The organism is Micromonospora sp. NPDC005087 (assembly GCF_042872965.1).
In the GTDB taxonomy this organism is placed as follows: Bacteria; Actinomycetota; Actinomycetes; order Mycobacteriales; family Micromonosporaceae; genus Micromonospora.
Genome location: NZ_JBIALB010000007.1, coordinates 326,932 through 349,800 on the forward strand (window position 1 = coordinate 326,932; position 22,869 = coordinate 349,800).

At 71.7% G+C, this 22,869-nt stretch carries 19 protein-coding genes and 1 pseudogene; 14 read left to right on the forward strand and 6 right to left on the reverse strand.

The annotated features are described in order from the left end of the window. Nucleotides 1-2: 2 nt before the first annotated feature. Nucleotides 3-932, reverse strand: a complete 930-nt coding sequence (locus ACFYPS_RS19295; protein WP_354964056.1) for a LysR family transcriptional regulator — start codon at nucleotides 930-932, stop codon at nucleotides 3-5. Nucleotides 933-967: 35 nt separating this feature from the next. Here ACFYPS_RS19295 and ACFYPS_RS19300 point away from each other — a divergent pair, with 35 nt between their 5' ends. The 7 genes from ACFYPS_RS19300 (at nucleotide 968) to ACFYPS_RS19330 (ending at nucleotide 9,186) form a co-directional block, all read left to right on the forward strand. After that, the gene (locus tag ACFYPS_RS19300; protein ID WP_387325865.1) at nucleotides 968-1,699 is read left to right on the forward strand and encodes a succinate dehydrogenase cytochrome b subunit; all 732 of its coding nucleotides are present in this window, start codon (nucleotides 968-970) and stop codon (nucleotides 1,697-1,699) included. Between the two features lies 1 nt (nucleotide 1,700). Then, complete coding sequence (locus tag ACFYPS_RS19305; RefSeq protein WP_354964054.1) at nucleotides 1,701-3,638, forward strand: fumarate reductase/succinate dehydrogenase flavoprotein subunit; 1,938 nt, start codon at nucleotides 1,701-1,703, stop codon at nucleotides 3,636-3,638. Further along, nucleotides 3,635-4,399 carry a succinate dehydrogenase/fumarate reductase iron-sulfur subunit gene (locus ACFYPS_RS19310; protein WP_354964053.1) on the forward strand — a complete coding sequence of 255 codons (765 nt, stop codon included), beginning with the start codon at nucleotides 3,635-3,637 and terminating at the stop codon, nucleotides 4,397-4,399. Before ACFYPS_RS19305 ends, ACFYPS_RS19310 begins: the two co-directional genes overlap by 4 nt. A gap of 318 nt (nucleotides 4,400-4,717) precedes the next feature. Beyond that, entirely contained in the window at nucleotides 4,718-5,902 is a 1,185-nt protein-coding gene (locus tag ACFYPS_RS19315; protein ID WP_354964052.1) for a zinc-dependent alcohol dehydrogenase, read from the forward strand. Then, nucleotides 5,899-6,828 (forward strand): SDR family NAD(P)-dependent oxidoreductase, encoded by a 930-nt coding sequence (locus ACFYPS_RS19320; RefSeq protein ID WP_387325869.1) that lies wholly within the window; start codon nucleotides 5,899-5,901, stop codon nucleotides 6,826-6,828. The genes ACFYPS_RS19315 and ACFYPS_RS19320 overlap by 4 nt, the downstream gene beginning before the upstream one ends. 85 nt (nucleotides 6,829-6,913) lie before the next feature. After that, nucleotides 6,914-7,924, forward strand: a complete 1,011-nt coding sequence (locus ACFYPS_RS19325) for a serine hydrolase (RefSeq protein ID WP_354964050.1) — start codon at nucleotides 6,914-6,916, stop codon at nucleotides 7,922-7,924. 113 nt (nucleotides 7,925-8,037) lie between these two features. Beyond that, nucleotides 8,038-9,186: an MBL fold metallo-hydrolase gene (locus ACFYPS_RS19330; RefSeq protein WP_354964049.1), complete on the forward strand. Its 1,149-nt coding sequence runs from the start codon at nucleotides 8,038-8,040 to the stop codon at nucleotides 9,184-9,186. Here ACFYPS_RS19330 and ACFYPS_RS19335 read toward each other — a convergent pair. Next, nucleotides 9,183-10,694, reverse strand: coding sequence for a dGTP triphosphohydrolase (locus ACFYPS_RS19335; RefSeq protein ID WP_354964048.1), 1,512 nt, complete (start codon nucleotides 10,692-10,694; stop codon nucleotides 9,183-9,185). The genes ACFYPS_RS19330 and ACFYPS_RS19335 overlap by 4 nt on opposite strands. A 171-nt stretch (nucleotides 10,695-10,865) precedes the next feature. On the opposite strand from ACFYPS_RS19335, the gene ACFYPS_RS19340 reads away from it, so the two are divergent. From ACFYPS_RS19340 to ACFYPS_RS19350, 3 genes are all read left to right on the forward strand, one after another. Beyond that, nucleotides 10,866-13,382 carry a Tex family protein gene (locus ACFYPS_RS19340; RefSeq protein ID WP_354964047.1) on the forward strand — a complete coding sequence of 839 codons (2,517 nt, stop codon included), beginning with the start codon at nucleotides 10,866-10,868 and terminating at the stop codon, nucleotides 13,380-13,382. Between the two features lie 365 nt (nucleotides 13,383-13,747). Then, complete coding sequence (locus ACFYPS_RS19345; RefSeq protein ID WP_387325903.1) at nucleotides 13,748-14,632, forward strand: aminoglycoside phosphotransferase family protein; 885 nt, start codon at nucleotides 13,748-13,750, stop codon at nucleotides 14,630-14,632. A gap of 34 nt (nucleotides 14,633-14,666) precedes the next feature. Beyond that, nucleotides 14,667-15,134 (forward strand): hypothetical protein, encoded by a 468-nt coding sequence (locus tag ACFYPS_RS19350; RefSeq protein ID WP_354964046.1) that lies wholly within the window; start codon nucleotides 14,667-14,669, stop codon nucleotides 15,132-15,134. Here the strand turns inward: ACFYPS_RS19350 and ACFYPS_RS19355 are convergent. Continuing rightward, nucleotides 15,064-15,633, reverse strand: coding sequence for a DUF389 domain-containing protein (locus ACFYPS_RS19355; RefSeq protein ID WP_387325906.1), 570 nt, complete (start codon nucleotides 15,631-15,633; stop codon nucleotides 15,064-15,066). The two genes, ACFYPS_RS19350 and ACFYPS_RS19355, sit on opposite strands and share 71 nt — an antisense overlap. A gap of 66 nt (nucleotides 15,634-15,699) precedes the next feature. Here ACFYPS_RS19355 and ACFYPS_RS19360 point away from each other — a divergent pair. Then, nucleotides 15,700-17,499 (forward strand): annotated as a pseudogene (locus tag ACFYPS_RS19360) (helix-hairpin-helix domain-containing protein); the annotation flags it as partial. Between the two features lie 120 nt (nucleotides 17,500-17,619). Here ACFYPS_RS19360 and ACFYPS_RS19365 read toward each other — a convergent pair. After that, entirely contained in the window at nucleotides 17,620-18,594 is a 975-nt protein-coding gene (locus ACFYPS_RS19365) for an LCP family protein (RefSeq protein WP_354964044.1), read from the reverse strand. 230 nt (nucleotides 18,595-18,824) lie between these two features. Here ACFYPS_RS19365 and ACFYPS_RS19370 point away from each other — a divergent pair, with 230 nt between their 5' ends. After that, on the forward strand, nucleotides 18,825-19,256 hold the full coding sequence (locus ACFYPS_RS19370; protein WP_354964043.1) for a hypothetical protein: 432 nt from the start codon (nucleotides 18,825-18,827) through the stop codon (nucleotides 19,254-19,256). On the opposite strand, the gene ACFYPS_RS19375 is transcribed toward ACFYPS_RS19370, so the two are convergent. Further along, nucleotides 19,168-19,815, reverse strand: a complete 648-nt coding sequence (locus ACFYPS_RS19375; protein ID WP_354964042.1) for a DUF389 domain-containing protein — start codon at nucleotides 19,813-19,815, stop codon at nucleotides 19,168-19,170. The genes ACFYPS_RS19370 and ACFYPS_RS19375 overlap by 89 nt on opposite strands. A 24-nt stretch (nucleotides 19,816-19,839) precedes the next feature. Then, the gene (locus ACFYPS_RS19380; protein WP_354964041.1) at nucleotides 19,840-20,211 is read right to left on the reverse strand and encodes a hypothetical protein; all 372 of its coding nucleotides are present in this window, start codon (nucleotides 20,209-20,211) and stop codon (nucleotides 19,840-19,842) included. Nucleotides 20,212-20,512: 301 nt separating this feature from the next. Here ACFYPS_RS19380 and ACFYPS_RS19385 point away from each other — a divergent pair, with 301 nt between their 5' ends. Beyond that, a complete protein-coding gene (locus ACFYPS_RS19385) occupies nucleotides 20,513-21,670 on the forward strand; it encodes an aminotransferase class I/II-fold pyridoxal phosphate-dependent enzyme (protein ID WP_354964040.1) in 1,158 nt (385 codons plus the stop codon). Further along, entirely contained in the window at nucleotides 21,667-22,752 is a 1,086-nt protein-coding gene (locus ACFYPS_RS19390) for a GNAT family N-acetyltransferase (protein ID WP_387325878.1), read from the forward strand. Before ACFYPS_RS19385 ends, ACFYPS_RS19390 begins: the two co-directional genes overlap by 4 nt. Nucleotides 22,753-22,869 lie beyond the last annotated feature (117 nt).

Here is a 22,869-nt window from a genome sequence, read left to right on the forward strand (position 1 = left end):
GATCAGCGGGGGTCCACACCCGGCGGGAGGTCGTCGCCGTCGATCGCGGACTGTACGTAGTCGAGCAGGATGCGGCGCAGTTCCCGGCCGGCGTGGGTCGGCACGACGTCCCGCCGGCGGGCCACCGCGATGGTCCGCCGGACCCCGGGCGGCGCCAGCCGGGTGATCCGCACTCCCGGACGGCGGGCCAGCACGATGCCGGGCACCAGCGCGACGCCGAGCCCCGCCTCGACGAAGCTGAGCACCGCGTCCATCTCTCCGCCGTCGACCGCGAAGGTCGGCTCGAAGCCGGCCGCGCGGCACGCCTCGATGGTGGCGTCGCGCAGGTCGTAGCCCTCCCGGAACATCACCATCGGCTGGTCGCGCAGGTCGGTGATGCGCAGTTCCCCGTTCGCCGAGGCGGTCGGCACCTCCCCCACCGAGGCCACCACCAGGCTCTCCTGCAGGATCGGATCGACGCGCAGCCCCGGGTCGGCGCCCTGGGCCGGCATGATGATCAGCGCCAGGTCGAGGTCGCCGCGGAGCAGGTCGCGCACCAGGTCCTGGGACCCGCCCTCCTCGACCTTCAGGTCGACGGTGGGGTGCGCGTCGCGGAACCGCCGCAGCACCGGCGGGGCGAGCGACGTGGCGAGGCTGGGGGTGGCGCCGAGCCGGACCCGGCCCCGGCGCAGCCCGACCAACTCCTGGACCTCCCGGGTCGCGGTCTCCACGTCGGCGAGGATGCGGGTGGCCAACGGCAGCAGCACCTCGCCGGCCGCGGTGAGGGCGATGTTGCCCCGTACCCGCTCGAACAGTGGGGCCCCGAGGTCGGTCTCCAGGGCGTGAATTTGCTTACTGAGAGAAGGCTGAGTGATGCCGACGATGTCGGCGGCTTGGGTGAAATGTCGTACTTCGGCCACCGCAACGAAGTACCGGAGCTGATGGAGTTGCATCTACATAGCTTACGGCTATCAACACTGCGAGTTTGATGCATTGGACGACTGATCCATGTGCTCCTAGCGTCGATCGTGTGGTAGTCACGAAAACTCGGTCGCCCATCCGCTCCAACGTCGGTCTCAAGGCCGTCATGGCGGTGACGGGCATCATGCTGGCGCTGTTCCTGATCGCACACATGCTCGGCAACCTGAAGGTGTTCACGGGGGAGACCTCGTTCGACCACTACGCGCGCTGGCTGCGCGACATCGGCAAGCCGCTACTGCCCGGCGTGTGGTTCCTGTGGATCCTGCGCTTCGGGCTGGTGGTGGCGGTCGTCGCCCACATCGTGGCCGCGACGGTGCTGGCCCGCCGGGCCCACGCGGCCCGCCCGGTGAAATACGCCCACCGCAAGAAGGTCAACGGCAGCTACGCGGCCCGCACCATGCGCTGGGGCGGGGTGATCATCCTGCTCTTCGTCATCTACCACCTCTTGGACCTGACCACCGGCACGCTGAACCCGGTCGGTGACGAGAGCAAGCCCTACGGCAACGTCGTCGCCGACTTCGCGCCGGAGCGCTGGTACGTCACGCTCTTCTACACCCTCGCCATCGTCGCGGTGGGCTTCCACCTGCGGCACGGCGCCTTCAGCGCGTTCCGCAGCCTCGGCCAGCAGACGCCGCGGGGCGAGCGCCGGGCGCGCACCGCCGCGCTGGTCTTCGCCGTGCTGCTCTGCGCCGGATACCTGGTGGTCCCGTTCGCCGTTCTCACCGGATTGGTGTCCTGACATGGAACTCTTCACCGAGGGCGACCCGATCGCCGACACCAAGGCTCCCACCGGCCCGATCGAGAAGCGCTGGGACACCCGACGCTTCGAGGCCAAGCTGGTCAACCCCGCGAACCGCCGCAAGATGACGGTGATCGTGGTCGGCACCGGCCTGGCCGGCGGCTCGGCCGCGGCCACCCTGGCCGAGCAGGGCTACCACGTCAGGTCCTACTGCTACCAGGACAGCCCCCGCCGGGCGCACTCGATCGCGGCGCAGGGCGGCATCAACGCCGCGAAGAACTACCGCAACGACGGCGACTCGGTGCACCGACTGTTCTACGACACCGTCAAGGGCGGCGACTTCCGCTCCCGGGAGTCGAACGTGCACCGGCTGGCCGAGGTGTCGGTCAACATCATCGACCAGTGCGTCGCCCAGGGCGTGCCGTTCGCCCGCGAGTACGGCGGTCTGCTGGACACCCGCTCCTTCGGCGGCGCCCAGGTGCAGCGCACCTTCTACGCCCGGGGGCAGACGGGCCAGCAACTGCTGCTCGGCGCGTACCAGGCGCTGGAGCGGCAGATCGGCCTCGGCAACGTGGAGATGAACGCCCGGCACGAGATGCTGGAGCTCGTCATCGTGGACGGCAAGGCCCGCGGCATCGTGGTCCGCGACCTGGTCACCGGCGAGATCAGCACCGAGATGGCCGACGCCGTCGTGCTCGCGTCCGGCGGCTACGGCAACGTCTTCTACCTCTCCACCAACGCCAAGGGCTGCAACGTCACCGCCACCTGGCGGGCGCACCGCAAGGGCGCGTACTTCGCCAACCCCTGTTACACGCAGATCCACCCGACCTGCATCCCAGTCTCCGGCGACCACCAGTCGAAGCTGACCCTGATGAGCGAGTCGCTGCGCAACGACGGCCGGGTCTGGGTGCCGAAGACCAAGGGCGACGACCGCAACCCCCAGGACATCCCGGAGGACGAGCGGGACTACTACCTGGAGCGGATCTACCCCTCCTTCGGCAACCTGGTCCCCCGCGACATCGCCTCCCGCGCCGCGAAGAACGTCTGCGACGAGGGACGCGGCGTCGGGCCGACCAAACTCGGTGTCTACCTCGACTTCGCCGACGCGATCGGCCGGCTGGGCCGCAAGGCCATCGAGGCCAAGTACGGCAACCTCTTCGAGATGTACGAGCGGATCACCGGCGAGGACCCGTACGAGGTGCCGATGCGGATCTACCCCGCCGTGCACTACACGATGGGTGGTCTCTGGGTCGACTACGACCTCCAGTCGAGCATCCCCGGCCTGTTCGTGATCGGCGAGGCGAACTTCTCCGACCACGGCGCGAACCGGCTCGGCGCCTCAGCGCTGATGCAGGGCCTGGCCGACGGCTACTTCGTGCTGCCGACCACGATCGCCAACTACCTGGCCTCGGGCCCGCTGGAGAAGGTCGACGCCAGCCACCCGGCGGCGGTCGAGGCGCGCGCCGATGTCGAGGACCGGATCCAGCGGCTGCTGGCGGTCAACGGCGACCGGACGGTGGACTCGTTCCACCGGGAGCTGGGCCAGATCATGTGGGAGCACTGCGGCATGGAGCGCAGCGAGGCCGGGCTGCGCAAGGCGATCGGCGAGATCCGTGCCCTGCGCGACCAGTTCTGGCAGCGGGTCCGGGTGTCCGGCAGCGGCGAGGAGCTCAACCAGTCGCTGGAGAAGGCCGGCCGGGTGGCCGACTTCTTCGAGCTGGCCGAGCTGATGTGCGTCGACGCCCTGCACCGCGAGGAGTCCTGCGGCGGCCACTTCCGGGCCGAGCACCAGACCCCGGACGGCGAGGCGCAGCGCGACGACGACCGGTTCGCGTACGTGGCGGCCTGGGAGTTCACCGCCACCGGTGAGCCGTCGGTGCTGCACAAGGAAGACCTGATGTTCGAATACGTCCACCCCACGCAGCGGAGCTACAAGTGAACCTGACCCTGCGCATCTGGCGCCAGAAGGGCCCTGAGGACAAGGGTCGGATGGTGACCTACAAGGTCGACGACGTGTCCCCGGACATGTCGTTCCTCGAGATGCTCGACGTGCTCAACGAGCGGCTGATCCTCGCCGGTGAGGACGCGGTGGCGTTCGACCACGACTGCCGCGAGGGCATCTGCGGCATGTGCGGCCTGATGATCAACGGTGACGCGCACGGGCCGCAGCGCGGCACCACCGCGTGCCAGCTGCACATGCGGCAGTTCACCGACGGCGAGACGATCGACATCGAGCCGTGGCGGGCCAGCGCCTTCCCGGTGATCAAGGACCTGGTGGTCAACCGGGGCGCCTTCGACAAGATCATCGCCGCCGGTGGCTACATCACCGCGCCGACCGGCAGCGCGCCCGAGGCGCACTCCACCCCGGTGGCCAAGGCCAACGCGGACGCCGCCTTCGAGTCGGCCGCCTGCATCGGCTGCGGCGCGTGTGTCGCCGCCTGCCCGAACGGCTCCGGCATGCTCTTCACCGCCGCCAAGCTCACCCAGCTCTCCCTGATGCCGCAGGGCCAGCCCGAGCGGTACACCCGGGTGATCGGCATGGTCGACGCGCACGACGAGGCCGGCTTCGGCGGCTGCACCAACGCCGGTGAGTGCACCCCGGCCTGCCCGAAGGGCATTCCGCTGAACACCATCGGCCGGCTCAACCGCGACTACCTCATGGCCACCTCGAAGCGGGGCGACAACACTCCGGGCTCCTGAGCCTGGTGTTCTTCGTGGTCGGGCTGGGGGCGACCGTCCGCGCGCCGGTCCCGGTTTTCTCAGGTACGTGATCACGCCGCTGGCCGGCACCCCTGGTGGGTGCCGGCCAGCGGCTCTTTCCGGCTGCGCTCGGCGCTGTGGGTGGCGCACGGGAGAGCAACTCGGGTTCCTGGAAGTCGGCGTATCCCCACGCCGGTGACACCCCGACACCATGCAAACCGAGTTGATCATCGGCGACCCGCCAACCACCCCGGACCGGTTCAAGTGCCGGAGCGCGGGTAGCAGTCCGGTAGGCGCACCGGAGAGGGGACGAACGGCATGAAGGCACTGACCTGGCAAGGCAAGCGGCACGTACGGGTCGAGGAGGTCCCGGACCCCCGGATCGAGGAGCCGACCGACGCGATCGTGAAGATCACCTCGACGGCGATCTGCGGCTCCGACCTGCACCTGCACGAGGTGCTGGGGCCGTACCTGAAGCCCGGCGACATCCTCGGCCACGAGCCGATGGGCATCGTCGAGGAGGTCGGGCCGGAGGTGACCCGACTCAAGCCCGGCGACCGGGTGGTCGTGCCGTTCAACATCTCCTGTGGCAGTTGCTGGATGTGCCAGCGCCAGCTCTACGCCCAGTGCGAGACCACCCAGGTCAGCAGCGAGGGCAAGGGCGCGGCGCTGTTCGGCTACACGTCGCTCTACGGCTCGGTCCCCGGCGGGCAGGCCGAGTACCTGCGCGTTCCGCAGGCTCAATTCGGGCCGATCACCATCCCGCAGACCGGCGCCGACGAGCGCTACCTCTACCTCTCCGACATCCTGCCCACCGCTTGGCAGGCGGTGAAGTACGCGGACACCCCGCCCGGGGGCACCCTGGCGGTGTTCGGGCTGGGCCCGGTCGGGCAGTTCTGCGCCCGGATCGGCCGCCACCTCGGCGCCGGCCGGGTGATCGGCCTGGACCTGGTGCCCGAGCGGCTGGAGCTGGCCCGCCGGCACGGCATCGAGGTGCTCGACGTCCGCGAACTCGACGACGTACCGGGCGCGCTGATCGACCTGGTCGACGGGCGCGGCCCGGACGCGGTGATCGACGCCGTCGGCATGGAAGCGCACGGCGCGCCGGTCGGCAAGCTGGCCCACGCCGCCGTCGGACTGCTGCCGGACAGGCTGGCCCAGACGATGACCGACCGGGTCGGCACGGACCGGCTCTCCGTCCTGCACGCCGCGATCAAGGCGGTCCGTCGCGGCGGCACCGTCTCGCTGTCCAGCGTCTACGGCGGCGAGGCGGACGCGATGCCGCTGATGGAGATGTTCGACCGGGGCATCCAGCTGCGGATGGGGCAGTGCCACGTGCGCCGGTGGACCGACGAGATCCTGCCACTGCTCGCCGGTGATGACGACCCGCTGGGCGTCGAGGATCTGCACACCCATCGGGTACCGCTGGCCAGGGCGCCGCAGGCGTACGAGATGTTCAAGAAGAAGGAGGACGGCTGCATCAAGGTTGTGCTCGCTCCGTGAGCCGGGTCGTGGTGATCGCCGGCGCGACCAGCGGGATCGGCCGGGCGACGGCCCGGGCGTTCGCCGAGCGCGGCGACCGCCTCGTCCTCGCCGCCCGCGCCACACAGACCCTGGCCGACGTACGCGCGGAGTGCGCCGACGTCGACGTGCTGACCGTGCCCACCGACGTCACCGAGCCGGGCGCGCTGGAGGCGCTCGCGGGCGCCGCGGCCGACCGGTTCGGCCGCATCGACGTCTGGGTGCCCACGGCCGCCGTCATGGCCTACGGACGCTTCGACGAGCTGCCGGAGCGGGTCTTCGACCAGGTGGTGCGCACCGATCTGCTGGCCGCGGCCGACTCGGCGCGGGTGGCGTTGCGGCACGTCCGGGCCACCGGGACCGGCACCCTGATCCTCACCAGCTCGATGCTCGGGCACATCACCGCGCCGTACATGAGCGCCTACGTGACCAGCAAGTGGGGGTTGCAGGGGCTGGTCCGGACGCTGCAGCAGGAGCTGCGCGACAGCCCGCGGATCCGGCTGTGCCTGGTCAACCCGGGCAGCGTGGACACCCCGGTGTACCAGCAGGCGGCCAACTACCTGGGCCGGGTCGGCCGGCCTCCACCGCCGGTCACCAGCTCCCAGCGGGTGGCCCGGGCCATCGTGGACTGCGTGGACCGGCCCCGCCGGGAGGTCTCCGTGGGCCGGCTGAACGTGGTGCTGCGCGCCGGCTTCACCGTGCTGCCCGGCGTGTACGACGTCCTGGTCGGACCGTTGATGCGGTTGGCCGGCCTGAGCGGGCGGCCGGTCGACGCGCACGACGGCACGGTCTTCGCCCCGAACCCGGCCGGCGAGGCGGTGCGCGGCGGTCACCTGCCTGACCTGCGGCAGCTCGCTCGCAGCGTGCCCGGGTCGGTGGGCGCCGTGCTGCGTCGGCGGCTCGGCTGAGCGGTCGGGGGGCGCCTTGCATCGATCAACTCGCCTAGGGTGGTGGTCCGGCAAGCGCTCCGGCGCACCACGATGGGGGAGACGATTGACCATCCGACTGAACCGCAGGACCGCACTCGGGCTGGGCACGGTGGCCACCGCCGGTACGGTGCTCGGCGCCGCCGGCCCGGCGAGCGCCGCCGCTACGACCGAACCCAGCCCAACCACCCCGGCCCAGGCCGCCCGCCGCGTCGCCGCCGCCTACACCCGGTTCAGCACCGCGGCCGGCGGCAACTGGCAGGCGTACGTCAGCGTGGCCGACCCGGCCGGAGCGCCCGTGGTCGCGGTGGCGGCCGAGGCGGACCGGCGGATCGAGGCGTACAGCGTCAACAAGATCGCGGTCGCCACGGCGGTGCTCGACAAGGTCGACCGGGGGCTGCTCACCCTGGACCAGCGGGTCGAGGTGACGGCGGCGATCGTCGTTCCGGGCGGCGACGGCATCTTCAGCCTGGACGGCGCGTACCCGAGCAGCGTGACCCTCGGGCACGTGCTGGCCACCCTGCTGACCGTCTCCGACGACACGGCGGTGCGGCTGTGCGGGTCGGTCTGCCCGGCCGCCGAGCTCAACGCCATCCTGGTCGGCAAGGGCTTCCCGAACACCCAGGTCGAGCCGGTGGCCAACCCGAACCGGTTCTTCCTCGGCACCAGCACCCCCCGGGAGACGCACGACCTGCTGCGCGCCCTGGTCGCCGGCACCCTGCTCTCCCCCGCCTCGACGGCGTTCCTGCTCGGGCTGCTGCGCGCCCCGGTGGCGTTCACCGACGGCATCCGGCGCACCATGTCCTCCGACGAGCGGGCCCGGATCGCCACCAAGGCGGGCTGGTTCGCCGACGCCCGGCACGAGGCCGGAATCATCTTCGACCGGTCCGGCGCCGCGGTGCTCACCTACGCGCTGTTCGCCGACGGGCAGGCCGACCCGGACGACTTCGGCGCCACCCACCCGGCGGTGCAGGCCCGGGCCGCCATGGGCCCCCGGTTCCTCGCCGCGGTGGACCGGCTCGCCGGCGCCGGCACGGCGTACCGGATCGCGGCCCGGCGGCCCAGCAACGGCGGCTGAGCACGCACCCGGGCCGGCCGTCGTGGCGGCGTCCGGCCCGGTGCGGCGGCCGCCGGGGCACGAGCCGGCCCGGGTGACTACCGTGTAGTGCGGGACACAGCGGAGGGACGGCGATGGCACCAGCGGAACGCACGGACGTCGAGCGGTCGCTCGGGCGACGGATGGGCGGCGCGGCAGGGCTGGCCGCGCTGGCCGGCCTGGCCTGGGTGGCCCGGGACGTGCCGGCGGCACTGGGCGGCCGACTCGCCGGCGCCCGGGCCGACCGGGCGGCCCGCTCGCCCCAGTTTCGCGACGGCACCTTCCACAACCAGGCCGGCACCCGCACCATGGTCGCCGCCGAGCCGGGCCGCAACCTGCTCCGCGAACTGATCTTCGGCAAGCAGAAGCGCCGCCCGAGCACCTCGGTGCCGCTGCTGCGTCCGGCCGACGAGCCGGCCACCACCGGCACCGACCGGGAACTCGGCATCATCTGGTACGGCCACGCCTCGGCACTGGTGGAGATCGAGGGGTACCGGGTGCTCATCGACCCGGTGTGGAGCGAGCGCTGCTCACCCTCGGCCCTGGTCGGTCCCCGCCGGTTGCACGAACCGCCGGTACGCCTCGACGAGCTGCCCCGACTCGACGCGATCCTCATCTCCCACGACCACTACGACCACCTCGACATGGCCACCGTCCGGGAGCTGGTCGCCCGGCAGTCCGCGCCGTTCCTGGTGCCGCTGGGGGTGGGGGCACACCTGGACCGGTGGGGCGTACCGGCCGACCGGACCATCGAGCTGGACTGGTCGGACAGCCACCGGATCGACGGGCTGAAGGTCACCGCCACGCCGGCCCAGCACTTCTCCGGCCGGGGGCTGCGCCGTGACGGCACGCTCTGGAGTTCCTGGGTCATCGCGGGCAGGTCCCGCAAGGTCTTCTACACCGGCGACTCCGGCTACTTCGACGGGTACGCGGCGATCGGCGCGGAGCACGGGCCGTTCGACGTGACGCTGATGCAGATCGGCGCGTACGACCGGGCCTGGCCGAGCATCCACATGTTCCCCGAGGAGGCTGTCGACGCCCACCTCGACCTGCGCGGCGGGCTGTTCATCCCGGTGCACTGGGCGACGTTCAACCTGGCCCTGCACGACTGGTCCGAACCGGTGAACCGGCTGTGGGCCGAGGCGAAGGCCCGCGACGTGAGGCTTGCCGTCCCCCGCCCAGGCGAGCGCGTGGTGGTCGACGAACCACCCGCGGTGGACGGCTGGTGGCAGGCCGTCGCCTAAAGCACGAAGGCGTCGGTCCAGAGCGCACCGGAGCGGCCGGAGAGCGCGTCCAGCATGGCCACCGCCTGGCCGTCGGTGAGTTGCGCGACGAAGTCCACGATGGCCCGCCCCCGGGCCCGGCCGATCCGGTCCGACGTACGCGGATGCAGCTCCGCCTCGGCCAGCTCGACCAAGTCGTGCAGTCGCCGGGGCAACCGGGACTCCTCCTCCGGGTCGAGCAGCCACTCCCAGAGCGCCTCGACCAGGGTGCCCAGCAGCCGGGCCTGGCCGCGCTGGTGCAGGGCAAGGTCGGGGCGGGCCAGCACGAACCGGTGGTGGACGAACTTGAGCACCTGCACCTCGTGCCACTGGGCGCAGCCGAGCAGCACGTACCCGGAGCGCACCGACGGCTGATCGGTCACCGTGATCGCCTCGACGAAGCGGGTGGACCAGCGGGCGGAGAACCGGGCCACGTACTGCTCGGCCTCGATCGAACCGTCGAACGGCATCGCCAGCAGCCCCTCGACCAGCTCCTCCCGGACGTGCTCGACGGCGGCGGCGAAGGCGTCGTCGTCGGCGATCCAGGCGTCCTTGCGGTGCAGCTGCCGGCGCAGCCGCTCGATCGCCGCGCCGGGCCGACGGGCCGCGGTGGCCAGCGCCGCGTCGGTGATCGCCCGGAAGTGCCCGCTCTCCCGCTGCCAGGCCATCAGCTCGGCGGAGACCGCGCCCTGCTGGAGCACCCCGACCCGGTAGAAGTCCTCCACGTCGTGGATGGCGTACGCGATGTCGTCGGCGGTGTCCATCACCGACGCCTCCACGGTCTGCTGCCACTCCGGGATGCGGCCGGCGAACGGCTCCCGGGCCTGGCGCAGGTCGTCGAGCTCGGTCCGGTAGGCGCCGAACTTCGACGAGCCGCTCTCCGGGTCGTCCGGCGGTGGGGTGGCCCCCCGCGGCGGCGGGTCCAGCAGCCGGGGGTGCGGGTCGGGGTGGTCGAGGCGGGTCCACGGGTACTTCAGCATCGCCGCGCGGACCGCGGCGGTCAGGTCCAGCCCGGTGGTGGCCGCGCCGCGGATCTCGGTGCTGGTGACGATCCGGTACGACTGGGCGTTGCCCTCGAACCCGTCGCTGAGGCCGAGGCGTTGCCGGGCCAACCGGTCCAGCACCCGCTCCCCCAGGTGCCCGAACGGCGGGTGGCCCAGGTCGTGGGCGAGCGCCGCGGCCTCCACCACGTCCGGATCGCAGCCGCCGAGCTTGTCCAGCAGGTCACGCCACCGCTCGTCGCCGGTCAGCCGCTCGGCGATCGCCCGGGCCACCTGGGCGACCTTCAGGCTGTGGGTGAGCCGGTTGTGCACCAGCAGGCCGGAACCGACCGGGCTGATCACCTGGGTGACGCCCCCGAGGCGGGCGAAGAACGGCGAGCCGACGATCCGGTCCCGGTCGGCGCGGAACGGGTTGGGCGTGAGGTCGCCGAGGGCCCGGGCGCTGCCGCCGAAGAGCCGCCGGGCACGCGGCTCCGCAGCTGATTCCATGATCGCAACGCTAGCGCAGGCGCGGCGGGGTCGCCGCCGGGTCGCCCCGGCCGGGCGCGGCGGTTCAACCCCGCCGGGCGAGACGGATCAGCCTGGCCGGGCGCGGCGACAACGCCCGACACCGCCCGGCACAATGCAGGCGGTACCCACTTCCGAAGGCGGATCGAGATCGTGACCCAGTCTGTTCATCAGCGGATCGCCGACGAGCTCGGCGTGGCCGAGCGTCAGGTGCGGGCGGCCGTGGAGCTGCTCGACGGCGGCGCCACCGTGCCGTTCATCGCCCGCTACCGCAAGGAGGCCACCGGCCTGCTCGACGACACCCAGCTGCGCACCCTGGAGGAGCGGCTGCGCTACCTGCGCGAGCTGGACGAGCGGCGGGCCGCCGTCCTGGAGTCGATCCGCGGCCAGGGCAAGCTGGACGAGGCCCTGGAAGCGCAGATCATGGCCGCCGACTCGAAGTCCCGGCTGGAGGACATCTACCTGCCGTACAAGCCGAAGCGGCGGACCCGGGCGCAGATCGCCCGCGAGGCCGGGCTGGCGCCGCTGGCCGCGACGCTGCTGGCCGACCCCACCCAGGACCCGCGGGCCACCGCCGCCGGGTTCGTCGACCCGGAGAAGGGCGTCGCCGACGCCGCCGCCGCGCTGGAGGGCGCCCGGGCGATCCTGATCGAGACCTTCGCCGAGGACGCCGACCTGATCGGCACGCTGCGCGAGCAGATGTGGTCGCGGGGCCGGCTGGTCTCCCGGGTACGCGAGGGCCAGGAGACCGCTGGCGCCAAGTTCGCCGACTACTTCGACTTCTCGGAGCCGTACCCGAAGCTGCCCTCACACCGGATCCTGGCCATGTTCCGGGGCGAGAAGGAGGGCGTGCTCGACCTGACGATGGAACCGGAGGAGGCGGGCGAGGCGGACGCCGCGCCGACCGGCCCGAGCCGGTACGAGGCAGCCATCGCCGGCCGGTTCGGCGTGTCCGACGCCGCCCGCCCGGCCGACCGCTGGCTGGCCGACACGGTCCGCTGGGCCTGGCGTACCCGGATCCTCATCCACCTCGGCGCGGACCTGCGGATGCGGCTGTGGCAGGCGGCCGAGGAGGAGGCGGTACGGGTCTTCGCCATGAACCTGCGTGACCTGCTGCTCGCCGCGCCGGCCGGCTCCCGGTCCACGATGGGGCTGGACCCGGGCCTGCGGACCGGAGTCAAGGTGGCCGTGGTGGACGCCACCGGCAAGGTCGTCGCCACCGACACCATCTATCCACACGAGCCGCGCCGGCAGTGGGACGCCTCGATCGAGACCCTCGCCCGGCTGGCCGGCGCGCACGGGGTGGAGCTGGTGGCGATCGGCAACGGCACCGCCTCCCGGGAGACCGACAAGCTGGCCGGCGACCTGATCAAGCGGTTCCCGCAGCTCAACCTGACCAAGGTGGTGGTCTCCGAGGCCGGCGCGTCGGTCTACTCGGCCTCCGCGTACGCCTCTCAGGAGCTGCCGGGGATGGACGTGTCGCTGCGCGGCGCGGTCTCCATCGCCCGTCGGCTCCAGGACCCGCTCGCCGAGCTGGTCAAGATCGACCCACGGTCGATCGGGGTCGGCCAGTACCAGCACGACCTGTCCGAGGTGAAGCTGTCCCGGTCTCTGGACGCGGTGGTGGAGGACTGCGTCAACGCCGTCGGGGTGGACGTCAACACCGCCTCGGCGCCGCTGCTGACCAGGGTCTCCGGGATCGGCGCCGGGCTGGCCGAGAACATCGTGCTGCACCGGGACGCCAACGGGCCGTTCCGGTCGCGTACCGAGCTGAAGAAGGTGGCCCGGCTCGGGCCCAAGGCGTTCGAGCAGTGCGCCGGCTTCCTGCGCATCCCCGGCGGCGACGACCCGCTGGATTCCTCCAGCGTGCACCCCGAGGCGTACCCGGTGGTGCGCCGGATCCTCGCCAGCACCGGCCAGGACCTACGCTCCGTGATCGGTAGGAGCAGCATCCTGCGCGGGCTGCGGGCGACCGACTTCGTCGACGACCGGTTCGGCCTGCCGACCGTCACCGACATCCTGGCCGAGCTGGAGAAGCCGGGCCGCGACCCGCGGCCCGAGTTCCGCACCGCCACCTTCGTCGAGGGTGTGGAGAAGATCGGTGACCTGACTCCCGGCATGGTGCTGGAGGGCGTGGTCACCAACGTGGCCGCGTTCGGCGCGTTCGTGGACGTCGGGGTGCACCAGGACGGTCTGGTGCACGTCTCGGCGATGTCCCGGACCTTCGTCAAGGACCCCCGCGAGGTGGTGAAGTCCGGTGACGTCGTCCGGGTCAGGGTGCTGGACGTCGACGTACCCCGCAAGCGGATCTCGCTGACCCTGCGCTTGGAGGACGAGCCGGGGGCACCCGCCGGTACGCGGGACGGACAGGGCGCCCGCGGCGACCGGACCGGCCAGGACGGGCGCGGCGGACCGGCGCAGCGCGGGTCGCAGAGCGGACGCGGCGGGCCCGACCAGCGCGGCGGTCAAGGTGGTCGCGGCGGGCAAGGCGGAAGCGGCGGGCAGCAGCGGGGCGGTCAAGGCGGCCGTGGCGGTCAGGGTGGTCAGGGTGGCCGTGGCGGGCAGGGTGGCCGTGGCGGGCAGGGTGGCCGTGGCGGGCAGGCTGATCGCTCGGCGGCGCCGGCCAACGACGCGATGGCGGACGCCCTGCGCCGCGCCGGCCTGGCCTGACCGACCAGCGGGGCCGCACGCCTCGCCAGACCCGGCTCGGGATGTCGCCCCGCACGGGCGACATCCCGGGCGCCCCCGGCGCTCTGCTCACCTCAGTGGCCGGCCGGTCCAGTCCCCCGCGGCAACCTGTCGAGCTGCCCCATTTCTGGGGCAGAGGCCGTGTGGTGGCCCAGATCTGGGGCGGAGGCCACGTGGTGGTCCAGATCTGGGGCAGAGCCATGTGGTGGTCCAGATCGGGGGCAGCTCGACAGGAGACTCAAGGCGTCGGAGGGGAAAGGGTGGGCCCCATTGGGGAAGGGGCGGGCCTCGAGAAAGAAATGGGGTCGCCCGGCCCCGGAGTGGTGAGTGATGATCTCGCGGTGAAGATGCATGCCGACCAGGTCGACGTCACCGCGGATGTCGTCGCCGCGCTGGTGGCCGAGCAGTTTCCCGAGTGGCGGGCGCTCCCCGTCCGTCCGCTCCCCACGACCGGCACGGTGAATGCCCTCTTCCGGCTCGGTGCGGAGATCGTCCTGCGGTTCCCCCTGCAACCAACGGCCGACACCGAGCTGCGCGCCGAGCTGCGGCGGGAGCAGGAGCACGCCCGGCTGCTCGGCCCGCACCTGCCGATCGCGGTGCCCGAACCGCTCGGCCTCGGCGAGCCGGGCGAGGGGTATCTCGGGCCGTGGACGGCGTACCGCTGGATCCCCGGCGAGCCGACCCAGCCAAGCCGGGTCGACGACCTGGGCGCCTTCGCCCGTGACCTGGCCGGCGTTGTCATCGCCCTGCATGGCATCGACACCGGCGGTCGGGCCTGGCCGGGGTTCGGCCGGGGCGGACCGCTGGCCGCCCAGGATGTCGGGGTGCGGTCAGCCCTCGCCAGCAGTGGCCAGCTCACCGACACCGCCCGGCTCGCCGAGGTGTGGGACCGCTGCCGGGACGCTCCCCGGCACGACGCCGGTGACGTGTGGATCCACGCCGACCTGATGCCGGGCAACCTGCTGGTCCGTGACGGGCGACTGGCCGCGGTCATCGACTTCGAAACGGTCAACATGGGCGATCCGGCGGTGGACCTGATGTCGGCGTGGAACCTGTTCGACGCCGGGTCGCGGGAGAGGTACCGGCGGGCGCTCGGCGTGGACGATGCGACCTGGGAACGCGGGCGCGGCTGGGCGCTGGTACAGGCGATCAACGCGCTGCCGTACTACGTCGAGACCAACCCGGTGATGGCCGCCATCGCCCGGCGCACCCTGCTCGCCGTACTCGACTGAGCCGGGCCACACGCGCGGGCGTACCGTCGGCGTCGTGAGTGAGCGGGACGGCCGGGAGTGGCGGGAGCGCCAGCGGCAGGCGGTGCGGGCGCACGCCGACGCGGACGCGCGGCGGCGGGCCGCCGAGCAGGCCGAGGCGGCGGAGTTGGTGGCCTGGTTCGTGGCCGAGGCGACCCGGCGGGGGCTGCCCACCACCCGGCTGATCGCCCGGGGCTACGACGGGCGCGGGCGCTACCGGACCCGGCTGACCGGCTGGTACGTCGACCGGGCCGGAACCCGGGCGGTGGACGTGGCCGGACGGTTCCACCTGCTGACCGTGCAGGGCGGTCTGCGAGCCCGGCTGTTCGGCGTCGACCCGCAGCCCAGCCCGGCGCCGCTGGTCATCGGGGCGGGCGGCCGAGACGGCGAGTCGATCCCGTTGCGGACCCTGCTCACCCGGCTGCTGGGCGACGGGACCGACGGGCCACGTTCCACCACGAGACCTGCTGCACCACGAGGGTGAGCAGCCCGGCCAGGACGATGGCGCACAGGTTGATCACCAGTTGGAGGGCCGACCCGGCCGCCTCGTGCCAGACCCCGTAGGCGGCGGCCACCGCCACGTTCGCCGCAGCCGGCACCGTGGTCACCGAGATCAGCACCCCGACCAGGCTGCCCGACTTCTTCGAGGTCAACGAGAGCATGCCGGCCACCCCGGCGAGCAGGCCGACCACCCAGGACAGCGCGTCCGGTCGCCAGATGAAGTCGGTGAGCGGGCGGTCGGCGAGCAGCATCTCCCGGTTGACCAGGCCGACGGCGGTCAGCGCCCAGGTGCTCAACACGGTCGCCACCATGGCGGTCAGGAAGCCAACCGAGAGGGCCTGCACCGAGCGGCCGATCACCCCGAGCCGGCGGCGCAGCAGCGCCACGCAGAGCGCGGCGAGGGGGCCGAACTCCGGACCCACCACCATCGCACCGACGATGAGGATCGGCTGGTCCAGTAGCACGCCGATACCGGCGATCATGGTGGCGACGATGAGCAGCACCAGGTAGGTGCCGGACAGCTCGGTCTGCTCACCGGTCTTCGCCGCTTCTCCGAGCCGTACCCGAAGCTGCCCTCGCACCGGATCCTGGCCATGTTCCGGGGCGAGAAGGAGGGCATGCTCGACCTGACCATGGAACCGGAGGAGGCCGGCGAGGCGGACGCCGCGCCGACCGGCCCGAGCCGGTACGAGGCGGCCATCGCCGGCCGGTTCGGCGTGTCCGACGCCGGCCGCCCGGCCGACCGCTGGTTGGCCGACACGGTCCGCTGGGCCTGGCGCACCCGGGTCCTCATCCACCTCGGCGCGGACCTGCGGCTGCGGCTGTGGCAGGCGGCCGAGGAGGAAGCGGTACGGGTCTTCGCCACCAACCTGCGCGATCTCCTGCTCGCCGCGCCGGCCGGCACCCGACCCACGATGGGGCTGGACCCGGGCCTGCGTACCGGGGTGAAGGTCGCCGTCGTGGACGCCACCGGCAAGGTGGTCGCCACCGACACGATCTACCCGCACGAGCCGCGCCGGCAGTGGGACGCCTCGATCGAGACCCTCGCCCGGCTGGCCGGGGCGCACGGCGTCGAGCTGGTCGCCATCGGCAACGGCACCGCCAGTCGGGAGACCGACAAGCTCGCCGGCGAGCTGATCAAGCGGTACCCGCAGCTCAACCTCACCAAGGTGGTGGTCTCCGAAGCCGGCGCGTCGGTCTACTCCGCCTCTGCGTACGCCTCGCAGGAGCTGCCCGGGATGGACGTGTCGCTGCGCGGCGCGGTCTCCATCGCCCGCCGCCTGCAGGACCCGCTCGCCGAGCTGGTCAAGATCGACCCGCGTTCGATCGGCCTCGGGCAGTACCAGCACGACCTGTCCGAGGTGAAGCTGTCGCGCTCACTGGACACGGTGGTCGAGGACTGCGTCAACGCGGTCGGCGTCGACGTCAACACCGCCTCGGCTCCCCTGCTGACCCGGGTCTCCGGCATCGGCAACGGGCTGGCGGAGAACATCGTGCTCCACCGGGACGCCAACGGCCCGTTCCGTTCCCGATCCGAGCTGAAGAAGGTGGCCCGGCTCGGCCCGAAGGCGTTCGAGCAGTGCGCCGGCTTCCTGCGCATCCCCGGCGGCGACGATCCGCTGGACTCCTCCAGCGTCCACCCGGAGTCGTACCCGGTGGTGCGCCGGATCCTCGCCACCACCGGGCAGGACCTGCGTTCCCTGATCGGGAAGTCGGCGATCCTGCGCGGGCTGAAGGCCACCGACTTCGTCGACGACACCTTCGGCCTGCCCACCGTCACCGACATCCTGGCCGAACTGGAGAAGCCGGGGCGCGACCCGCGGCCGGCCTTCAAGACGGCCACCTTCGCCGAGGGCGTGGAGAAGATCGGCGACCTGGTCCCCGGCATGCTGTTGGAGGGCGTGGTCACGAACGTGGCGGCGTTCGGCGCGTTCGTCGACGTCGGAGTGCACCAGGACGGTCTGGTGCACGTTTCGGCGATGTCGCACACCTTCGTCAAGGACCCGCGCGACGTGGTGAAGTCCGGCGACGTGGTCCGGGTCAAGGTGCTCGACGTCGACGTGCCGCGCAAGCGGATCTCGCTGACCCTGCGGCTGGAGGACGAGGCGTCCTCCGGCGACGGCCGGCCGCAGCCGGAGGGCGGACGCCGCGAGCGCGGCGGTGCGCGTGGCGACCAGGCCGGGACCCGCGGCGGACAGAGCGGCTCGCGCGGCGACCGGGGTGTCGCGAGGGGCGATCGCGGCGGCGGTCGGGGCGGACCGCAGCAGCAGCAGGGCCGCGGCGGCTCCGCCCCGCCGCCGACCAACGACGCGATGGCCAACGCCCTTCGCCGGGCCGGTCTGGCCTGACGGATCACCGTCGCGTCGGGCCCCTCTGAGCGGGCCACGCCGGCCGGACCCGGGGCGATCTGCTGGAGTGCTGCCGGGCCCACCGTCGAAGTGGGTCCGGCACCTCCCCACGGGGCTCGGTCAGTTCGGGGAGTTACGAGCGTCCGGGTTCTCAGCCAGCCATTCGTCCATGGTGTCGTTCTTGATCGCCGCGAAGAGCTTCGCCGAGGCCGCCATGTCGGGGAAGAGCACGCTCTGGTCGCCGACCATCCCCACGCCAGTTGTGGGGCTGGTCAACATGGTGACGTCCCCGGCGCTGACGCCACGCAGGTTCCAGATGGTGTCGAAGACCGACAGCTCTTGGTCGACCTGCACGGCGCTGGCGGTCGCCCGGAGGAAGTCGTTGAGCTGCGCGGGGTTCGTGAGGATGCCCGTGCGGCTGGCCTTCTGCATCACCGCGCTGATGATGGCCTGCTGGTGGCGCATCCGGCTGTAGTCGCCGTCGGCGAACTGCTTGCGCTGCCGTGCGTAGTCCAAGGCGACGGTGCTGTCCATGTGATGGACTCCCGGCTGGTAGACCCGTCCGTTTGACACCTCGGAGGTAAAGGGAACGTCGACGTTGACATCCACACCGCCAAGCGCGTCGATGACCTTTCCGAAGCCGGCGAAGTCCACCACGACGACGTGGTCGATGCGTACTCCGGTGAAGCCCTCGATCGTCCGGACCAGCAGGGGCGTCCCGCCCCAGGCGTACGCGGCATTGATCTTGTCCTTCCTCGGACCGCCGCCGTCCACGGGGAGGGACGCCGGGATGGTGGTCCAGGTGTCCCGCGGGATCGAGATGACCTGCGCCCGGTCCCGGCTGTGCGGCACGTGGACCAGCATGATGGCGTCGGTACGCGAGACCGTGTCCCCCGGCGCGGACTGATCCTTGCCGACGATGAGGAAATTGAGCGCGGAATCCGCGGCCCGGACCGGTCGCTGCTCCTCCTGCAGCCCGTTGAAGGCGTCCACCTTCTCGACCTGCTTCTCCAGTGACCGCACGTAGAGCCACCCGCCGACCCCACCGCCGCCGACCACCAGCAGCAGCACGAGGGCGGCGACGAGGATGATCACCCGGGCCCACCGGCTCCTGGGCAACCACCGTCGACGTCGCCGTCGACCGGTGTCGTCGCCCCGCGGATTCCACGGCGGTCGGGACGACCGCCCTATCTCGCCAGGATGAACCTGCTCCACCATGAATCCGGACATTACCCGCTAAAGGCGATGCAGGCAGTTGAACCGGTGTATGGCCAGTACGGGCTTGCGGGAGGGGCGAGCGACAGCGCATCGCGTACCGTCCAGACGTGGAGGACAACGGCCCGACATGGCACGAGCAGCGGCAGCGGGCAGTGCGGGCCCGCGCGGCGGCCGAGGAGCGGCGCCGCGCGGCCGAACAGGCCGAGGCCGCGGAACTCGTCGCCCGGTTCGCGGCCGAAGCGACCCGGCGCGATCTGCGCACCGTGCCGCTGGCCGCCCAGCCTCACGACGGCCCCGGTCGTTACCGGACCCGGCTCACCGGGTGGTACATCGACCGGGCCCGGTCCCGGGCGGTCGACGCCGACGGACGGTTCTACCTGCTGACCGTCCCGGCCAGCCTGCGGGCCCGGCTGCTCGGCGCCGACCCGCGCCCGCAACCGCCGCCGCTGGTCATCGGAGCGGGCGGTCGGGATGGCGAATCCGTCCCCCTGCGGACGCTGCTCCATCGTCGGCTGGAGGGCGGGGACGCCTGGGAGTGATCGGCCCGGTGGTGCGGCGAGCCACATTCCACCACCACAGCTGTTGCAGGGCCAGGGTCACGAGGCCGGCGAGGACGATGGCGCAGAGGTTGATGACCAACTGAAGCGCCGACCCGGCCGCCTCGTGCCAGACCCCGTACGCGGCGGCGACGGCGACGTTCGCGGCCGCGGGCACGGTAGTGACCGAGATCAGCACCCCGACGAGTGACCCAGACTTCTTCGAGGTGAGCGAGAGCATCCCGGCGACCCCGGCCAGCAGGCCGACCACCCAGGAGAGCGCGTCGGGCCGCCAGATGAAATCGGTCAGGGGCCGCTCGGTGAGCAGCATCTCCCGGCTGACGAGACCGGCGGCGGTGAGCGCCCAGGTGCTCAGCACCGTGGCGACCATGGCGACCAGGAACCCGACCACGAGGGCTTGCACCGACCGCACGATGATCTTCGCCCTGCGCCGCAGCAGCGCGACGCAGAGTGCGGCGAGCGGACCGAACTCGGGGCCGACCACCATCGCACCGACGATGAGGATGGGCTGATCGAGGAGCACGCCGATTCCGGCGATCATGGTGGCGACGACGATCAGGACCAGCTAGGTCCCGGACAGTTCCGTCTGCTCACCGGTCTTGGCGGCGATCTCGTCCCAGACCAGCGCGTCGGCGCCGCTGCCCGGAGCGTCCCGGGCGGCCCGATCGGCGGCGGTCGACAGGGTCAACTCCACATCCACGGCGGCGATCCCACCGCGGGCCTCGACCCCCAACTGCCGGAGTCCGTGCAGCACGCCGTCCGCACTCTCCCGCACGACGTCACAGAGGATCAGGTCGCCCGCGGGCTGGCGGCCGGCTCCGTTGAGCACAGCCAGGTGGGTGACCCCGGGATCCGCGGCCAGCAGGTCGGCCACCGCCGCCGACTGGTCGGCGGGAGCGATGATCCTCAGGTGCAGCATGCCTCCCCCATCCGCCATTCGGCGACATCGTGGTCGGCCCACTCTACGGGGCAGTTTCCCGGGCATCGAACACCGACTCGGCCGCCCTCCAGCCTGCGCCCACCGTGGATGATCGCCGCGTCGAGGGTGCATCACTTATCCCCCCAAATATGGCGATACCGCCACTGGTCGACATTCTCCTCGTTAGCCTCAAAAGAACATTCCAGCGGGTCGGACGCGCATGCCCGAACCGCACACTGAGCACCGGATGCCCTCGATGCCTGTACCCCCGCATTGCGCGCAGGTGACCGGTGTTCGCATCCACCAAGGAGTTTGTCCCGTGACCGATCCGGTCCTCCTGTCGCCTCCCGATGTCGGCCCGCTCGAGGAGTCGTACGTCCTTGACGCGCTCCGGTCCGGATGGGTCGCACCGGCGGGGCCGCACCTCGAGGCGTTCGAGCGCGAGGTCGCCGAGCGGGTCGGCTGCGCGCACGCGCTGGCGCTGGCCTCGGGCACCGCCGGCCTGCACCTGGCCCTGCTCGCCCTCGACGTAAGGCCCGGGGACGTCGTCGTGGTCCCCACCCTGACGTTCGTCGCGACGGCCAACGCCGTGGTCTACACGGGAGCGGAACCGGTCTTCGTCGACTGCGAGCCCGCCACCGGCAACCTTGATCCGGCGTTGCTGGATGAACTGCTCCGCAACCTACGCGCCCGGGGCCGAAGGATCGCCGCCGTGATGCCGGTGGACATGTTCGGAGCCTGCGCCGACTACTCCCGGATCCTGCCGCTCTGCGCCGAAGCCGAGGTACCGGTCGTGGAGGATGCCGCGGAGGCGTTCGGGGCCACCCGGCACGGCCGAGCCGCCGGGTCGTTCGGCCGAGCCGGGGTGCTCTCGTTCAACGGCAACAAGATCATCACAACGTCCGGCGGCGGGATGCTCCTCTCGGACGACGCCGACCTGATCGCCCGCAGCCGCTACCTGTCGACCCAGGCCCGCCAGCCGGCTTCCCACTACGAACACATCGAGGTGGGCTACAACTACCGGCTGAGCAACGTGCTCGCCGCACTCGGTCGGGCACAGCTGCGCCGGTTGGACGAGGTCGTGGCGCGACGGCGCCGGCTGCGGGAGCGTTACGCGAAACTCTTCGCCGCGGTCCCTGGCGTGCGCCTGCTCGCCGACGATGACGTGGGTGCCAACTGCTGGCTCACCACTATCGCCGTCGATCCGGCAGCCGCCGGCTGGCGGGCGGCGGACCTCGCCGCCCACCTCGGCGCGTATGACATCGAGACCCGGCCAGTCTGGAAGCCGATGCATCTTCAGCCTGTTTTCGCCGGTGCGCGCGCGCTGCTCACCGGCGCCGCGCAGCGGCTCTTCGAGAACGGCCTCACCCTGCCCAGCGGCACCGCGATGACCGAGAGCCAGGTTGTCCGGGTCCTCAATTCGATCGAACAGTTCCTCGAGGGCCGATGCCCCCGGGGGGATGAGACAGTGAGATGAACTTCGAGATCTGGAACGCCCGAAGGACCGCGGACGCGGCCCGATGGCTGGCTGTTCACCAGGCGTGGGCCGCCCGGGAGGTGTTCGCCCACCCTTCCTACGTACGCCTCTTCGCCGGCGAGCAGGACGAGCCCCTCGCGGCGTACGCCGAGACGCCGTCCGGGTTCATCCTGTACCCGTTCGTGCTCCGGCCGGTCACCGCGCCGCATCTGGTCAGCCCCGGCCGACCGGTTTTCGACATCACCAGCCCGTACGGCTACGGCGGAGCGTTCCACACCGGCGCTGGGGAGGTGGACGCCAAGGAGTTCTGGTCGGCGTTCGACGACTTCTGCCGGACCCGCAACGTGGTGTCGGAGTTCACCCGCCTCTGCCTGTTCGAGGACCGGCGCCTACCGTACCCGGGCCGGACCGAGCAGAAGCTCGTCAATGTGGTGCGCGACCTGCAGACATCTCAGAACCAGATGTGGCGGGAATTCGACCCCAAGGTCCGCAAGAATGTGAACAAGGCTAGGCGGCTGGGCGTCCGGATCGAGGTCGACGAGACCGGGGCACGCCTCGACGACTTCCTGCAGATCTACAAGTCCACGATGGACCGCCGGCACGCCAGGGCAAACTTCTACTTCCCTCAAGAGTTCTTCAGGACCATTGTCCACGAACTACCCGGACACTTCGCCTTCTTTCATGCCCTGCACGACGGGCGCGTCGTCTCCACTGAACTCGTCCTGTCGTCAACCCACACGCTGTACTCCTATCTGGGTGGCACCGAGCGGTCCGCATTCGACCTGCGCCCGAACGACTTGCTGAAGGTCGAGGTCTTCCGGTGGGGACAGGAGCACGGGAAGAGGCACTTGGTACTCGGCGGCGGCTATGCGCCCGACGACGGCATCTTCCGCTACAAGCGAGGCTTCGCCCCCGACGGCCTGGTGCCTTACTCGGTCGGCACCAGAGTGTTCGACGAGCAGACGTACGCCCAACTGGTCGACGCGCACCAGACGCAGGGGCGGCGCCGGCTCGCTGGTTGGCAACCGGATCCCGGTTTCTTCCCCGGGTACCGCCAGGGCCTGCCGTCCGTACCGGCCTGACCCACGCTCCCCGAGGCCCGGCCGCGGCTGCGAATGGGCCGCCACGGCGCGCCCCCGTCGGTCCGAACAGGCCGATGTCGAGGTGCCTCGGCAAACCCTCCCGGGCGGTCGCCGGGT

What these genes read in the sequence shown, in the direction of transcription:
- ACFYPS_RS19375 (WP_354964042.1), bottom strand. Translation starts at nt 19,815, where the DNA reads ATGATCGCCGGAATCGGCGTGCTCCTCGATCAGCCCATCCTCATCGTC.
- ACFYPS_RS19345 (WP_387325903.1), top strand. Translation starts at nt 13,748, where the DNA reads ATGCATGCCGACCAGGTCGACGTCACCGCGGATGTCGTCGCCGCGCTG.
- ACFYPS_RS19335 (WP_354964048.1), bottom strand. Translation starts at nt 10,694, where the DNA reads ATGGAATCAGCTGCGGAGCCGCGTGCCCGGCGGCTCTTCGGCGGCAGC.
- ACFYPS_RS19330 (WP_354964049.1), top strand. Translation starts at nt 8,038, where the DNA reads ATGGCACCAGCGGAACGCACGGACGTCGAGCGGTCGCTCGGGCGACGG.
- ACFYPS_RS19355 (WP_387325906.1), bottom strand. Translation starts at nt 15,633, where the DNA reads ATGATCGCCGGTATCGGCGTGCTACTGGACCAGCCGATCCTCATCGTC.
- ACFYPS_RS19390 (WP_387325878.1), top strand. Translation starts at nt 21,667, where the DNA reads ATGAACTTCGAGATCTGGAACGCCCGAAGGACCGCGGACGCGGCCCGA.
- ACFYPS_RS19295 (WP_354964056.1), bottom strand. Translation starts at nt 932, where the DNA reads ATGCAACTCCATCAGCTCCGGTACTTCGTTGCGGTGGCCGAAGTACGA.
- ACFYPS_RS19300 (WP_387325865.1), top strand. Translation starts at nt 968, where the DNA reads ATGCATTGGACGACTGATCCATGTGCTCCTAGCGTCGATCGTGTGGTA.
- ACFYPS_RS19380 (WP_354964041.1), bottom strand. Translation starts at nt 20,211, where the DNA reads ATGGCGGATGGGGGAGGCATGCTGCACCTGAGGATCATCGCTCCCGCC.
- ACFYPS_RS19305 (WP_354964054.1), top strand. Translation starts at nt 1,701, where the DNA reads ATGGAACTCTTCACCGAGGGCGACCCGATCGCCGACACCAAGGCTCCC.
- ACFYPS_RS19315 (WP_354964052.1), top strand. Translation starts at nt 4,718, where the DNA reads ATGAAGGCACTGACCTGGCAAGGCAAGCGGCACGTACGGGTCGAGGAG.